The organism is Enterobacter cancerogenus, from assembly GCF_019047785.1.
In the GTDB taxonomy this organism is placed as follows: domain Bacteria; phylum Pseudomonadota; class Gammaproteobacteria; order Enterobacterales; family Enterobacteriaceae; genus Enterobacter; species Enterobacter cancerogenus.
Genome location: NZ_CP077290.1, coordinates 793,933 through 806,252, shown reverse-complemented (window position 1 = coordinate 806,252; position 12,320 = coordinate 793,933). Strand labels below are relative to the sequence as shown.

The following is a 12,320-nucleotide window of genomic DNA, read 5'->3' as shown; positions in this document are numbered from 1 at the left end:
AGAGTCTCTTATGGATATACCAACAGTATTGGGGCATATCACTGATACGCAATGTCTTTATTATCCTCGATCGTTTTGCATAAGCAAATTGTAACCGCACGGGGTGCAAATTCGCCCCCGGAGAGGGGGCGAGAAGGGTATTAACGGGTGGCTGGCGCAGGGGAAAGCCGCGCGGGCGGGGAGAAGAACAGATCGCCAAAGAGCGCGGTGGAAAGCTTACGTACGCCCAGCCCCACCAGCGTGCAGGCGAGCAGGCTGGCAAAAGGATAGACCACAATCAGCGTCAGTTCGGCCCACACCGGCCAGTGACCCGCGTTCATCTCACCGATCAGAACCAGACTCAGTGCCTCGATCAAAATGCGGTGGGTGGTGTAAATCGCAATGGTGTTCGAGCCGACCACGTTGAGCAGGTTGTCGGGATGAACGGCATAGCGCTGTTCGACGCTATAAAAGAGCTTCAGGATGACCAGGATCGACAGCAGCGAGAGGAACAGAGGGACGTTTGCAAACCACAGCACCACGGAGACCATGGCAAACGCCGCGATCGCCAGCCCGTAACGGCGCAGCTCCAGGCCCTTCATCCACGCCATCAGCTGCGCGCCGTACCACGCGCCCAGGCTGTAGTAAATCATGTTGCGCACCACGCTGTTCATGCCCCACCACGGCAGCGGCAGGAAGTTAATCGCCACGCTTGCCAGGGCGAGCAGGGCGAGCACCGGAAGCTTCCAGCGGCTCAGCAATTTACACAGCGTGAAATAGACCACCAGAGCGTACAGATACCACAGGCTGGTGCTGGCGGTCAGCATGCCGTGCAGGAAGCCCGATATCGAATCGGCATAGGCGGCGTTTGACGAGGTAGTGAGTTCACGCTCCGGCGCCAGCCAGGCATTCAGGTGGCTCAGCGCCTGCCACTGCAGCACGCCCCACAGCGCCAGCACCCAGACAATGCTCCAGATGCGCTTGTCGAGGCTTGTGCGCCAGTCCACTTCATCGATATAGCGGCGAATGAGATACCCGGAAATAAAGAAAAACACCGGCATACGGAAGGGCGCGAGATAAAGATTAAAATAGACCCAGCATTTGGCGATAAGGCCAGACAACGGATGCTGAAGCCCGCTCAGGTGAGGATAAAAGGTGATGACCGAGTGATAGATCACCACCAGGCAGATGCACAGCCCCTTTATCTGGTTTATCCATAATGCTTTTTGTTTCATTGTTCGCGACTACCTTAATTGCCATAAACGAAGGCTCGATTGTGGTTAAGCGCTACCGGGATGTAATGGGTAAGAGTCTGTATCAGTACGTTTTTCGGAAAAGGTGGAGGAGGGCAGAAGGGCGTTCTACAACTAGCACTATGATTTATCTGAATTTTTCAGAAAAATGATTACCAAAGCTTACGGTTTCAGTCATTTACGCTTAGCGGATTCGCTTATATACTCGTGGGTCTGCTATCAGCAACCAGACGGATTTCATGTATCAACCTGTCGCACTTTTCATAGGCTTACGTTACATGCGTGGGCGCGCCGCGGACCGCTTCGGTCGCTTTGTCTCCTGGCTTTCGACTATTGGCATTACGCTTGGCGTGATGGCACTGGTGACGGTGCTTTCCGTCATGAACGGCTTTGAGCGCGAGCTGCAAAACAACATCCTGGGGCTGATGCCGCAGGCCGTTCTCTCGTCGACCAACGGCTCCGTTAACCCCCAGCAGCTGCCGGAAAGCGCGGCGATGCTGCAGGGTGTGACGCGCGTTGCGCCTTTAACCACCGGTGACGTGGTGCTGCAAAGCGCCCGCAGCGTGGCGGTAGGCGTAATGCTGGGGATTGACCCGGCACAAAAAGACCCGCTCACCCCTTACCTGGTTAACGTCAAACAGACCGATCTCGAAGCCGGTAAGTACAACATTATCCTCGGCGAGCAGCTTGCCGGGCAGCTTGGCGTCAACCGCGGCGACCAGCTGCGCGTCATGGTGCCTTCTGCCAGCCAGTTTACGCCGATGGGGCGCCTGCCGAGCCAGCGTCTGTTTAACGTTATCGGGACCTTTGCCGCCAACAGCGAAGTGGATGGTTACCAGATGCTGGTGAACATCCAGGATGCCTCGCGCCTGATGCGCTACCCGGCGGGCAATATCACCGGCTGGCGCTTGTGGCTCGATGCGCCGCTGAAGGTGGACACCCTCAGCCAGCAAACGCTGCCCGAAGGGACGAAGTGGCAGGACTGGCGCGACCGTAAAGGCGAGCTATTCCAGGCCGTGCGCATGGAAAAGAACATGATGGGGCTGCTGCTGAGCCTGATCGTCGCCGTGGCGGCGTTTAACATTATCACCTCGCTGGGTCTGATGGTGATGGAGAAACAGGGCGAAGTCGCGATTCTGCAAACCCAGGGGCTTACCCCACGCCAGATTATGGCGGTGTTTATGGTGCAAGGGGCCAGCGCCGGCATCATCGGGGCGCTGCTGGGCGCCATGCTGGGGGCACTACTTGCCAGCCAGCTGAATAATTTAATGCCGATCCTTGGCGCACTGCTTGATGGCGCGGCGTTGCCGGTGGCTATCGAGCCGCTGCAGGTGGTTGGCATTGCGCTGGCCGCGATGGCCATTGCGCTGCTCTCTACGCTTTATCCTTCCTGGCGCGCTGCCGCCACTCAACCCGCTGAGGCTTTACGTTATGAATAAGATCCTGTTGCAATGCGACAACCTGTCCAAACGCTATCAGGAAGGCACTGTGCAGACCGACGTGCTGCACAATGTGAGCTTCAGCGTGGGCGAGGGCGAAATGATGGCGATTGTCGGCAGCTCCGGCTCCGGTAAAAGTACCTTGCTGCATCTGCTGGGCGGGCTGGATACCCCAACCGAGGGGGATGTGATTTTTTCAGGCCAGCCGCTGAGCAAAATGTCCTCTACCGCGAAAGCGGAGCTGCGCAACCGTGAGCTGGGCTTTATCTACCAGTTCCACCACCTGCTGCCGGATTTCACGGCGCTGGAAAATGTGGCAATGCCGCTGCTGATTGGCAAAAAGAAAGCGGCAGAAATCAACGCGCGTGCCAGCGATATGCTGAACGCGGTAGGGCTGGGGCACCGTGGTAATCACCGGCCGTCCGAGCTTTCCGGCGGTGAGCGCCAGCGTGTGGCGATTGCCCGCGCGCTGGTCAATAACCCGCGTCTGGTGCTGGCGGATGAACCGACGGGCAACCTCGATGCGCGTAATGCAGACAGCATCTTCCAGCTCCTGGGCGAACTCAACGCCTCGCAGGGGACCGCGTTTCTGGTGGTCACGCACGATTTGCAGCTGGCGAAGCGGATGGGCCGTCAGCTTGAAATGCGCGACGGTCATCTGAACGCTGAACTGACCCTGATGGGAGCGGAGTAATGGCTTCACCGTTATCCTTACTGATCGGTTTACGCTTTAGCCGCGGTCGTCGTCGCGGCGGCATGGTATCGCTGATTTCCGTGATTTCTACCGTGGGCATCGCGCTGGGCGTGGCGGTGCTAATCGTCGGCCTCAGCGCGATGAACGGCTTTGAGCGTGAGCTGAATAACCGCATTTTGGCCGTGGTCCCGCACGGCGAGATCGAGCCGGTTAACCAGCCCTGGAACAACTGGAGCGATGCGCTCGCCAGAATGGAAAAAGTGCCGGGCGTTGCAGCGGCGGCCCCTTACATCAACTTCACCGGGCTGGTGGAGAGCGGAGTTAACCTGCGCGCCATTCAGGTGAAGGGCGTTAACCCGGCGCAGGAAGCGCGGTTGAGCGCGCTGCCCAACTATGTCCAGAACGGCGCGTGGTCCAGTTTCAGGGCGGGTGAACAGCAGATTATCATCGGTAAAGGCGTCGCCGATGCGCTTAAGGTGAAGCAGGGCGACTGGATCTCCATCATGATCCCCAACGCCAGCGCGGACCATAAGCTGCAACAGCCTAAACGTATCCGTCTGCATGTGACAGGTATTCTCCAGCTCAGCGGTCAGCTGGACCACAGCTTTGCCATGGTGCCGATGGACGATGCCCGCCAGTATCTTGACATGGGCGACAGCGTGACGGGGATCGCCATTAAGGTGAACGACGTCTTTAACGCCAATAAACTGGTACGGGATGCCGGCGAAGTCACCAATAACTATGTCTATATCAAAAGCTGGATAGGCACTTACGGGTATATGTACCGTGATATCCAGATGATCCGCGCCATTATGTATCTGGCGATGGTGCTGGTGATCGGTGTGGCGTGCTTTAACATCGTCTCGACGCTGGTCATGGCGGTTAAAGACAAGAGTGGCGACATTGCCGTGCTGCGAACGCTCGGGGCAAAAGACGGTCTTATTCGCGCCATCTTTGTCTGGTACGGTTTAATGGCAGGGCTGTTTGGTAGCCTGTGCGGTGTGGCGATCGGGGTGGTGGTTTCTCTGCAACTGACGCCAATCATCAACGGCATTGAAAAGCTTATTGGTCACCAGTTCCTGTCGGGTGATATCTATTTTATTGACTTCCTGCCGTCTGAATTGCACTGGCTGGACGTTATTTATGTGCTGGTTACAGCACTTTTACTGAGTCTGCTGGCAAGCTGGTATCCGGCGCGTCGCGCTAGCCGAATTGATCCGGCGAGGGTATTAAGTGGCCAGTAATTACGTCATGGTCTGGTGAGCTTTGCCGCCAGATCAAAAGAGGAATGCGTTATGTATTATGGATTTGATATTGGCGGCACTAAAATTGCGCTGGGCGTGTTTGATAAAGACCTCAAGCTACAGTGGGAAACCCGTGTTCCCACCCCGCGCGAAAGCTACGACGACTTTTTAACGGCCATTGCCGCGCTGGTGGCGCAGGCGGATACCCGCTTTGGCGTCAAAGGCAGCGTCGGCATTGGTATCCCGGGGATGCCCGAAACGGACGACGGTACGCTGTATGCCGCTAACGTCCCCGCCGCCAGCGGCAGAACGCTGCGCGCCGATCTCTCTGCTCTCCTTGAACGCGACGTGCGTTTAGACAATGATGCCAACTGTTTTGCCCTCTCCGAAGCCTGGGATGACGAGTTTCGCCGTTACCCACTGGTGATGGGGCTGATCCTCGGCACGGGCGTTGGCGGGGGGATCATCATCAATGGCAAACCCATAACCGGGCGCAGCTACATCACCGGCGAATTTGGGCATATCCGTCTGCCGGTGGATGCGCTAGACGTTGTGGGGCGTGATTTTCCGCTCACGCGCTGCGGCTGCGGCCAGCATGGCTGCATTGAGAACTATCTCTCGGGCCGCGGGTTTGCATGGCTGTATGAACACTTCTATCATCAGAAACTTGAAGCCCCCCAGATCATAACCTTGTGGGAGCAGGGTGATGCGCAGGCGCGGGAGCACGTCGAGCGCTACCTCGACCTGCTGGCGGTGTGTCTTGGCAATATCCTGACCATTGTCGATCCGGATCTGCTGGTGATTGGGGGAGGGCTGTCAAACTTTACCGCGATTACGGAACAGTTGTCCGGGCGACTGCCCCGACATTTATTGCCGGTCGCCCGCGTGCCGCGCATCGAACGCGCACGGCACGGGGACGCAGGAGGCATGCGCGGAGCCGCATTCCTTCATCTCACCGATTAGTTTATGAGGTTACTATGCTGTCGCGTCGCTTAGGTCGACTCAGCCGTTTTCGCAAAAATAAACGCCGCTTACGTGAACGCTTGCGCCAGCGGATCTTTTTCAGAGACAGGATGATGCCAGAAGCGATGGATAAACCCAGAGTGGTGGTGCTGACCGGGGCGGGGATCTCCGCCGAATCCGGGATCCGAACCTTCCGCGCGGCGGACGGGCTGTGGGAAGAGCACCGTGTAGAAGATGTGGCGACGCCGGAAGGCTTCGCCCGCGATCCGGAATTAGTGCAGGCATTTTACAATGCCCGCCGCCGCCAGCTTCAGCAGCCGGAAATTGTACCGAACGCGGCGCATGTTGCGCTGGCGAAGCTGGAAGAGGCGCTGGGCGATCGTTTTCTGCTGGTGACGCAGAATATCGATAACCTGCACGAACGCGCCGGTAACAAGAACATCATTCACATGCACGGTGAATTACTCAAGGTGCGCTGCGCCTGGAGCGGTCAGGTGCTGGACTGGAAAGAGGACGTGCTGGACGATGACAAATGTCACTGCTGCCAGTTCCCGGCGCGACTGCGCCCGCATGTGGTCTGGTTCGGTGAAATGCCGCTGGGGATGGATGAGATCTACAGCGCGCTGGCGATGGCGGACGTGTTTATCGCCATCGGCACCTCCGGGCATGTTTATCCGGCAGCCGGATTTGTTCACGAAGCCCGGTTGCAGGGCGCGCATACGGTAGAACTGAATCTTGAACCCAGCCAGGTTGGCAGTGAGTTTGAGGAGAAGCACTACGGCCTTGCGAGTGAAGTGGTACCGGCGTTTGTAGACAAGCTACTCAAAGGGTTATAACAAAACGGGCAACCTTGCGTTGCCCGTTTTCTTTGATTATCGACCCGCTTTCAGCTTCTGATAATACTCTTCGTAAAGGCGGCTCGCGTCGCCCACATCGTTCTGCCACTCTCCTTTGCTGATGGTGTCGGCATCCGGATAAAGTGATTTGTCATTTGCGACTTCCGGCTTCAGCAGCTTGCGTGCGGCCAGGTTTGGCGTTGGATAGCCAATGGTCTCAGCAACCTGTTTCGCCACGTCCGGGCGCAGCAGGAAGTTAATGAGCTTCAGGGCACCCTCAACGTTTTTCGAATTAGATGGTATCGCCAGACTGTCCATCCAGAAGATCCCGCCCTCTTTAGGCCAGACTACCTCCAGCGGCGTACCGGCCTGACGGGCGACGTACGCTGAGCCGTTCCAGACCATCCCCAGATTCACTTCGCCTTCCATATACGGGTTAGCCGGGTTATCTGAGTTAAACGCCGCGACGTTAGGCATCAGCTTTTTCAGCTCGTTGTAGGCGGCTTCAATCTCTTTCGGGTCGGTAGTGTTGCCGGAGTAGCCGAGTTTGCGCAGGGCAACCTGGAACACTTCGCGCGCGTCATCGGTCAGCAGCAGGCTGCTCTTGTATTCCGGTTTCCACAGATCCGCCCAGCGGGTCACGCTTTTTGGATCAAGCTCATCGCTGTTCACCCCTATGGCCGTTGCACCCCAGATGTAAGGGATCGAATAATCGTTGTTCGGGTCAAACGGCTTGTTAAGCATCTGCGGATCGAGGTTTGAAAAATTGCTTAGCTTCGTTTTGTCGATCTTCTGGATCATGCCCTCTTTGCGCATCTTATCGACGAAATAGGTCGAAGGAACCACCAGATCGTACGCACCCTCTTTATACGTTTTGAGCTTGGCGTACATGGTTTCGTTCGACTCATAGGTCGAGTAGATCACTTTGATGCCGGTCTCTTTAGTGAACTGCTCCAGCAGGCCTGGCGGCACATACTCGGTCCAGTTGTAGAAATAGAGCGTTTTGCTGTCATCAGCGTGCGCCGCACCCATTCCGAGCACCAGCGCCGCAGCGGCGAGCATTTTTTTCATTTCATTGTCCCCTGAGATTTTGTTTTATCACGCGCAATAAGCTGGCTGGCAATCACCAGGACCAGCGAGAGCACCAGCAGGATAGTCGCCAGCGCGTTCACCTCCGGTGAAACACCGACTTTCACCATTGAATAGATCTTCAACGGCAATATTTCATAGCTCGGCCCCGTCACGAAGGAGGAGACCACCACGTCGTCCATCGACAGGGTAAAGCTGAGCAGCCACCCGGCCGCAACGGCAGGCATCGCCAGCGGCAGGATGATTTTACGCAGGATTGTCATCTCGCTGGCACCCAGGTCTTTAGCCGCCTCCAGCATGCGCACGTCGAAGCCTTTCAGGCGCGCAAAGACGGTCACCACCACAAACGGCAGGCAGAAGGTGATGTGCGAGAACAGCAAAGACCAGAAGCCCAGCTGCACGCCCAACAGCATAAACAGCACCAGCAGCGAAATCGCCATGACGATGTCCGGCGACATCATCACCACAAACAGCATGCCGCTGACGAACGGCTTGCCGCGAAAACGGTAGCGATAAAGCGCCACGGCGGTGAGTGAGCCAATCAGCGTTGAGAAGGTGGCGGAAAAAATCGCCATCGTCAGCGAGTGCTGGGCGGCCTGTAACAGGCTGTCATTGTTCAACAGCAGGCTGTACCAGTTGGTGGTAAACCCCTTCCAGCCGATCCCGAAGCGCGAGCTGTTAAACGAATTCACGATCAAAATAATAATCGGAATATAGAGATAAGCATAAATGGCGGTCATAAACCCGCCGCGAAGCAGTCGACCGATCATTCCAGCTCCACCCTTTTATTCAGCATACGCGACGCGCGCCAGTAGACCAGCAGCATCAGGCCCATCACCACCGTTAGCGTAATACTCGTTGCCGAGCCAAACGGCCAGTCGCGGATATTGAGGAACTGGCTCTTGATCACGTTACCAATCAGCAGGTTTTTTGCCCCGCCCATCAGGTCAGAGACGAAGAACAGGCCCATCGCGGGCAGCATCACCAGCAGGCAGCCGGCGACAATGCCCGGCATGGTCAGCGGAATGATGATGCGGATAAAGGTCTGCAGCTTACCGGCACCGAGATCTTTCGCCGCTTCCAGCAGAGGCTTATCCAGCTTTTCAATGCTTGAGTAGAGCGGCATCACCATAAACGGCAGCAGGATGTAGACCAGGCCGATGATGACCGCGCCCGGCGTATACATGATGCGGACAGGGGTATCGATCACCCCCAGCCACAGCAGGAACTCGTTGAGATAGCCTTTGGTGCTGAGGAAAATTTTCAGCCCGTAAATGCGGATCAACGAGTTCGTCCAGAACGGAACAATCAGTAAAAACAGCAGCAGAGGCCGCACCTTTTGCGGCAGCCGGGCCAGGAACCAGGCGAACGGGTAGCCCAGCACCAGACAGGCAACGGTGGCGATCAGCGCCATGTTGAGCGAGTGAAGGAGCACGTCAAAATAGAGCGGATCGAGCAGACGCGCGTAGTTATCCAGCGTAAAGACCAGCGTGACGAAGTGAGTATCGTCGCGGGTCAGGAAGCTGGTGGCGATAATCATCAGGTTGGGTAAAAAGACGAACAGCACAAGCCAACCGACGATCGTGGCAATCACCACCTTCTGGAATTTACTTGTGTTCTTCATCAGCCAGTACAACCTCCCAGCTTTCTACCCAGTTGATGACCATTTTCTGATCGAGGGAGTGGTCAAAGTCAGGATCGTCCTCGTTAAAGAACTCGCTGACCATCACCATCTTGCCGTTTTCCAGCTCCACCACGGATTCGAGCGTCATTCCTTTATAGTTGCGCTCGCGGATATAGCCAATTAAGCCTTCCGCCTCGGTGTTGTCGTGGATCTCATCGACACGCAGGTCTTCAGGGCGCAGCAGGACGTTGAGCTTTTGGCCCCGCTCGACGGGGAAATTCACGGTGATATTGCACTCGCGGCCTTCCACGCTGGCGCGCACCCGCTGGTCGTCGAGACGTTCAATGACGGTTGCATCAAAGATATTGATTTCACCAATAAAGCTGGCGACAAACAGGTTTTTCGGCTCTTCGTAGATCTCGCGTGGGGTACCGTCCTGCTCAATTTTGCCTGCGCGCATCACCACGATACGGTCGGACATGGTCAGCGCCTCTTCCTGATCGTGAGTGACAAAAACGAAGGTAATGCCGAGCTTTCGCTGCAGGGCTTTCAGCTCGTTCTGCATCTGCTTACGCAGCTTGTAATCCAGCGCGGACAGAGATTCATCCAGCAGAAGCAGGCGCGGTTTATTGACCACCGCCCGGGCAATGGCAACGCGCTGCTGCTGGCCGCCGGAGAGTTGGTGGGGTTTACGCTGGGCAAACTCTTCCAGCTGAACCATTTTCAGGGCCTCGTTGACGCGAGGAGGGATTTCGCCAGCGGGCGTTTTTTGCATCCGCAGGCCAAACGCCACGTTCTCGAACACGGTCATATGCGGGAATAACGCATAGCTCTGAAAGACGGTATTAACGTGACGATCTTCGGCAGGAACCTCGGTGATATCCTGGTTCTCAAGGTGAATATGGCCGCTATCGACGCTTTCCAGCCCGGCGATAAGGCGCAGGACGGTGGTTTTGCCACAGCCAGAAGGGCCGAGCAGCGTGAGAAACTCACCGTCTTTGATGGTCAGATTGAGATCGGAAATGACATCTTTACCATCGAAACTTTTACGAATTCGTTCCAGCTTCACCAGCGGTGAAAGGGAACGGGGTTGTGTTTTCAATTTTTGCGCTGTCCCATATAGACGCTTCAGGCAGCAGACCGAAGCGGGGTTTGTGTGTAACCACCTTGGTGACTCGTAATGAGGGCGGACATTCTACGGCAAACCCATTGAATCGCCAATCCTTCTCACTGATCCATAAGCTACATTTATTAACGTATAACGATACAAACGTAAAAAGTTCTCGTTTGCGGGATAAAAGTGACCTGACGCAATATTTGGGTTTTGATGCTTATTGATAATGTTGTCACAAAAAGTGAGGGTGACTGCATGGATAAATTACTTGAACGTTTTTTACAGTACGTTTCGCTGGATACCCAATCTAAACCGGGTGTCCGACAGGTGCCCAGCACCGAAGGCCAGTGGAAGCTATTAAACCTGCTGAAAGAGCAGCTTGAGGCGCAGGGGCTGGTCAACGTCACGCTCAGCGATAAAGGCACCGTGATGGGCACGTTGCCAGCGAACATCGACGGGGATATCCCGGCGATTGGTTTTATCTCCCATGTCGATACCTCACCTGATTTTAGCGGTAAACACGTCAATCCGCAGATTGTCGAAAACTACCGCGGCGGGGACATTGCGCTGGGAATTGGCGATGAAGTGTTATCCCCGGTCATGTTCCCGGTGCTGCATCAGCTGTTGGGGCAGACCCTGATCACCACCGACGGCAAAACGCTGCTGGGGGCGGATGATAAAGCCGGTATCGCCGAAATCATGACGGCCCTGGCGGTGCTGAAGGAAAAAAACATTCCCCACGGTGATATCCGCGTGGCGTTCACGCCGGATGAAGAAGTCGGAAAAGGGGCCAAACATTTCGACGTCGAAGCCTTTAACGCCCAGTGGGCCTATACCGTCGACGGTGGTGGCGTGGGCGAACTGGAGTATGAGAACTTCAACGCGGCCTCGGTCACCATCAAAATCGTCGGTAACAACGTTCATCCCGGCTCCGCCAAAGGGGTGATGGTTAATGCGCTGTCGCTTGCCGCACGCATTCATGCCGAGGTTCCGGCAGAAGAAAGCCCGGAGATGACGGAAGGCTATGAGGGGTTCTATCACCTGACCAGCATCAAGGGCACCGTGGACAGCGCGCAGATGCACTACATCGTGCGCGACTTTGACCGTAAAGCCTTTGAAGCCCGCAAGCGTAAGATGATGGAAATTGCTAAAAAGGTCGGCAAAGGGCTGCACCCGGATTGTTATATTGAGCTGATCATCGAAGACAGCTATTACAACATGCGCGACAAGGTAATGGAGCACCCGCATATTCTTGAGATCGCCCAGCAGGCGATGCGTGATTGCGACATTGAGCCGGATCTCAAACCGATTCGCGGCGGCACCGATGGCTCACAGCTTTCCTTTATGGGACTGCCGTGTCCAAACCTGTTTACCGGAGGCTACAATTACCACGGCAAGCACGAGTTCGTCACGCTGGAAGGGATGGAAAAAGCGGTGCAGGTGATTGTGCGGATCGCGGAGTTGACTGCGAAACGGTAGGTGCTTTTAGCCGGGTGGCGGCTACGCCTTACCCGGCCTACGTTTATGGATTTTGTAGGCCCGGTAAGCGCAGCGCCACCGGGCTTTCAGGCAAGGAGCACCCATGTCAAACTACCGTCGTCATTACGTCTCCGGCGGAACCTGGTTTTTCACCGTTAACCTGCAAAACCGCCAGAGCGATCTGCTCACCCGCCATATCCAAAGCCTGCGTGCTGCCACGGCAACGGTTAAACGTTCTAAACCCTTTCACATCAACGCCTGGGTCATCCTCCCGGAACACATGCACTGTATCTGGACCTTACCGGAAGGGGACTGCGACTTTTCTGGCCGCTGGCGCGACATTAAAAAGACCTTCAGCCGCAACATTGAGATGCGCCACATCTGGCAACCCCGTTTCTGGGAGCACACCCTGCGTAATGAGGAAGATTACCGGCGGCATATGGATTACATCTACATCAACCCGGTAAAGCATGGCTATGTCCGGCAGGTCACCGACTGGCCGTTTTCAACCTTTCATCGTGATGTCGCCGAAGGGCTATATCCGGTGGACTGGGCGGGAGAGACAGACGATTTTATGGCGGGGGAGCGGAAGTGAAAAAAGCCGGG

12 protein-coding genes are annotated in these 12,320 nt (G+C 56.0%); 7 read left to right on the top strand and 5 right to left on the bottom strand.

Annotated features, from left to right (window positions below):
- Positions 1 to 140: 140 nt before the first annotated feature.
- The gene (locus I6L58_RS03780) at positions 141 to 1,214 is read right to left on the bottom strand and encodes an acyltransferase family protein (RefSeq protein ID WP_088207493.1); all 1,074 of its coding nucleotides are present in this window, start codon (positions 1,212 to 1,214) and stop codon (positions 141 to 143) included.
- Positions 1,215 to 1,471: 257 nt separating this feature from the next.
- Here I6L58_RS03780 and lolC point away from each other — a divergent pair, with 257 nt between their 5' ends.
- The 5 genes from lolC to cobB are packed head-to-tail and all read left to right on the top strand — an operon-like array spanning position 1,472 to position 6,408.
- Positions 1,472 to 2,671 (top strand): lipoprotein-releasing ABC transporter permease subunit LolC, encoded by a 1,200-nt coding sequence (lolC, locus tag I6L58_RS03775; RefSeq protein ID WP_058609130.1) that lies wholly within the window; start codon positions 1,472 to 1,474, stop codon positions 2,669 to 2,671.
- Positions 2,664 to 3,365, top strand: a complete 702-nt coding sequence (gene lolD, locus I6L58_RS03770) for a lipoprotein-releasing ABC transporter ATP-binding protein LolD (protein WP_058609129.1) — start codon at positions 2,664 to 2,666, stop codon at positions 3,363 to 3,365. The genes lolC and lolD overlap by 8 nt, the downstream gene beginning before the upstream one ends.
- On the top strand, positions 3,365 to 4,609 hold the full coding sequence (lolE, locus tag I6L58_RS03765; RefSeq protein WP_088207492.1) for a lipoprotein-releasing ABC transporter permease subunit LolE: 1,245 nt from the start codon (positions 3,365 to 3,367) through the stop codon (positions 4,607 to 4,609). Before lolD ends, lolE begins: the two co-directional genes overlap by 1 nt.
- Before the next feature lie 51 nt (positions 4,610 to 4,660).
- Positions 4,661 to 5,572, top strand: coding sequence for an N-acetylglucosamine kinase (gene nagK, locus I6L58_RS03760; protein ID WP_006174730.1), 912 nt, complete (start codon positions 4,661 to 4,663; stop codon positions 5,570 to 5,572).
- Positions 5,573 to 5,586: 14 nt separating this feature from the next.
- Positions 5,587 to 6,408 carry a Sir2 family NAD+-dependent deacetylase gene (cobB, locus tag I6L58_RS03755; protein WP_042319571.1) on the top strand — a complete coding sequence of 274 codons (822 nt, stop codon included), beginning with the start codon at positions 5,587 to 5,589 and terminating at the stop codon, positions 6,406 to 6,408.
- 36 nt (positions 6,409 to 6,444) lie between these two features.
- Here the strand turns inward: cobB and potD are convergent, their stop codons facing one another.
- From potD to potA, 4 genes are read right to left on the bottom strand one after another with little or no spacing between them, the layout of a single operon-like run.
- Positions 6,445 to 7,479, bottom strand: a complete 1,035-nt coding sequence (gene potD / locus I6L58_RS03750) for a spermidine/putrescine ABC transporter substrate-binding protein PotD (protein WP_088207491.1) — start codon at positions 7,477 to 7,479, stop codon at positions 6,445 to 6,447.
- The gene (gene potC / locus I6L58_RS03745; RefSeq protein WP_006174735.1) at positions 7,476 to 8,267 is read right to left on the bottom strand and encodes a spermidine/putrescine ABC transporter permease PotC; all 792 of its coding nucleotides are present in this window, start codon (positions 8,265 to 8,267) and stop codon (positions 7,476 to 7,478) included. Before potC ends, potD begins: the two co-directional genes overlap by 4 nt.
- Positions 8,264 to 9,121: a spermidine/putrescine ABC transporter permease PotB gene (gene potB / locus I6L58_RS03740; RefSeq protein WP_088207490.1), complete on the bottom strand. Its 858-nt coding sequence runs from the start codon at positions 9,119 to 9,121 to the stop codon at positions 8,264 to 8,266. The genes potC and potB overlap by 4 nt, the downstream gene beginning before the upstream one ends.
- Positions 9,105 to 10,253, bottom strand: a complete 1,149-nt coding sequence (gene potA, locus I6L58_RS03735) for a spermidine/putrescine ABC transporter ATP-binding protein PotA (RefSeq protein ID WP_176399413.1) — start codon at positions 10,251 to 10,253, stop codon at positions 9,105 to 9,107. The genes potB and potA overlap by 17 nt, the downstream gene beginning before the upstream one ends.
- Before the next feature lie 237 nt (positions 10,254 to 10,490).
- Between potA and pepT the strand changes: the two genes are divergently transcribed.
- Complete coding sequence (gene pepT / locus I6L58_RS03730; protein ID WP_088207488.1) at positions 10,491 to 11,714, top strand: peptidase T; 1,224 nt, start codon at positions 10,491 to 10,493, stop codon at positions 11,712 to 11,714.
- A gap of 103 nt (positions 11,715 to 11,817) precedes the next feature.
- Complete coding sequence (locus tag I6L58_RS03725) at positions 11,818 to 12,309, top strand: REP-associated tyrosine transposase (protein WP_088207487.1); 492 nt, start codon at positions 11,818 to 11,820, stop codon at positions 12,307 to 12,309.
- Positions 12,310 to 12,320 lie beyond the last annotated feature (11 nt).

Excerpts from the sequence above, each read along its gene's own strand:
- I6L58_RS03780 (WP_088207493.1), bottom strand. The coding sequence starts at position 1,214 with ATGAAACAAAAAGCATTATGGATAAACCAGATAAAGGGGCTGTGCATC.
- lolC (WP_058609130.1), top strand. The coding sequence starts at position 1,472 with ATGTATCAACCTGTCGCACTTTTCATAGGCTTACGTTACATGCGTGGG.
- lolD (WP_058609129.1), top strand. The coding sequence starts at position 2,664 with ATGAATAAGATCCTGTTGCAATGCGACAACCTGTCCAAACGCTATCAG.
- lolE (WP_088207492.1), top strand. The coding sequence starts at position 3,365 with ATGGCTTCACCGTTATCCTTACTGATCGGTTTACGCTTTAGCCGCGGT.
- nagK (WP_006174730.1), top strand. The coding sequence starts at position 4,661 with ATGTATTATGGATTTGATATTGGCGGCACTAAAATTGCGCTGGGCGTG.
- cobB (WP_042319571.1), top strand. The coding sequence starts at position 5,587 with ATGCTGTCGCGTCGCTTAGGTCGACTCAGCCGTTTTCGCAAAAATAAA.
- potD (WP_088207491.1), bottom strand. The coding sequence starts at position 7,479 with ATGAAAAAAATGCTCGCCGCTGCGGCGCTGGTGCTCGGAATGGGTGCG.
- potC (WP_006174735.1), bottom strand. The coding sequence starts at position 8,267 with ATGATCGGTCGACTGCTTCGCGGCGGGTTTATGACCGCCATTTATGCT.
- potB (WP_088207490.1), bottom strand. The coding sequence starts at position 9,121 with ATGAAGAACACAAGTAAATTCCAGAAGGTGGTGATTGCCACGATCGTC.
- pepT (WP_088207488.1), top strand. The coding sequence starts at position 10,491 with ATGGATAAATTACTTGAACGTTTTTTACAGTACGTTTCGCTGGATACC.
- I6L58_RS03725 (WP_088207487.1), top strand. The coding sequence starts at position 11,818 with ATGTCAAACTACCGTCGTCATTACGTCTCCGGCGGAACCTGGTTTTTC.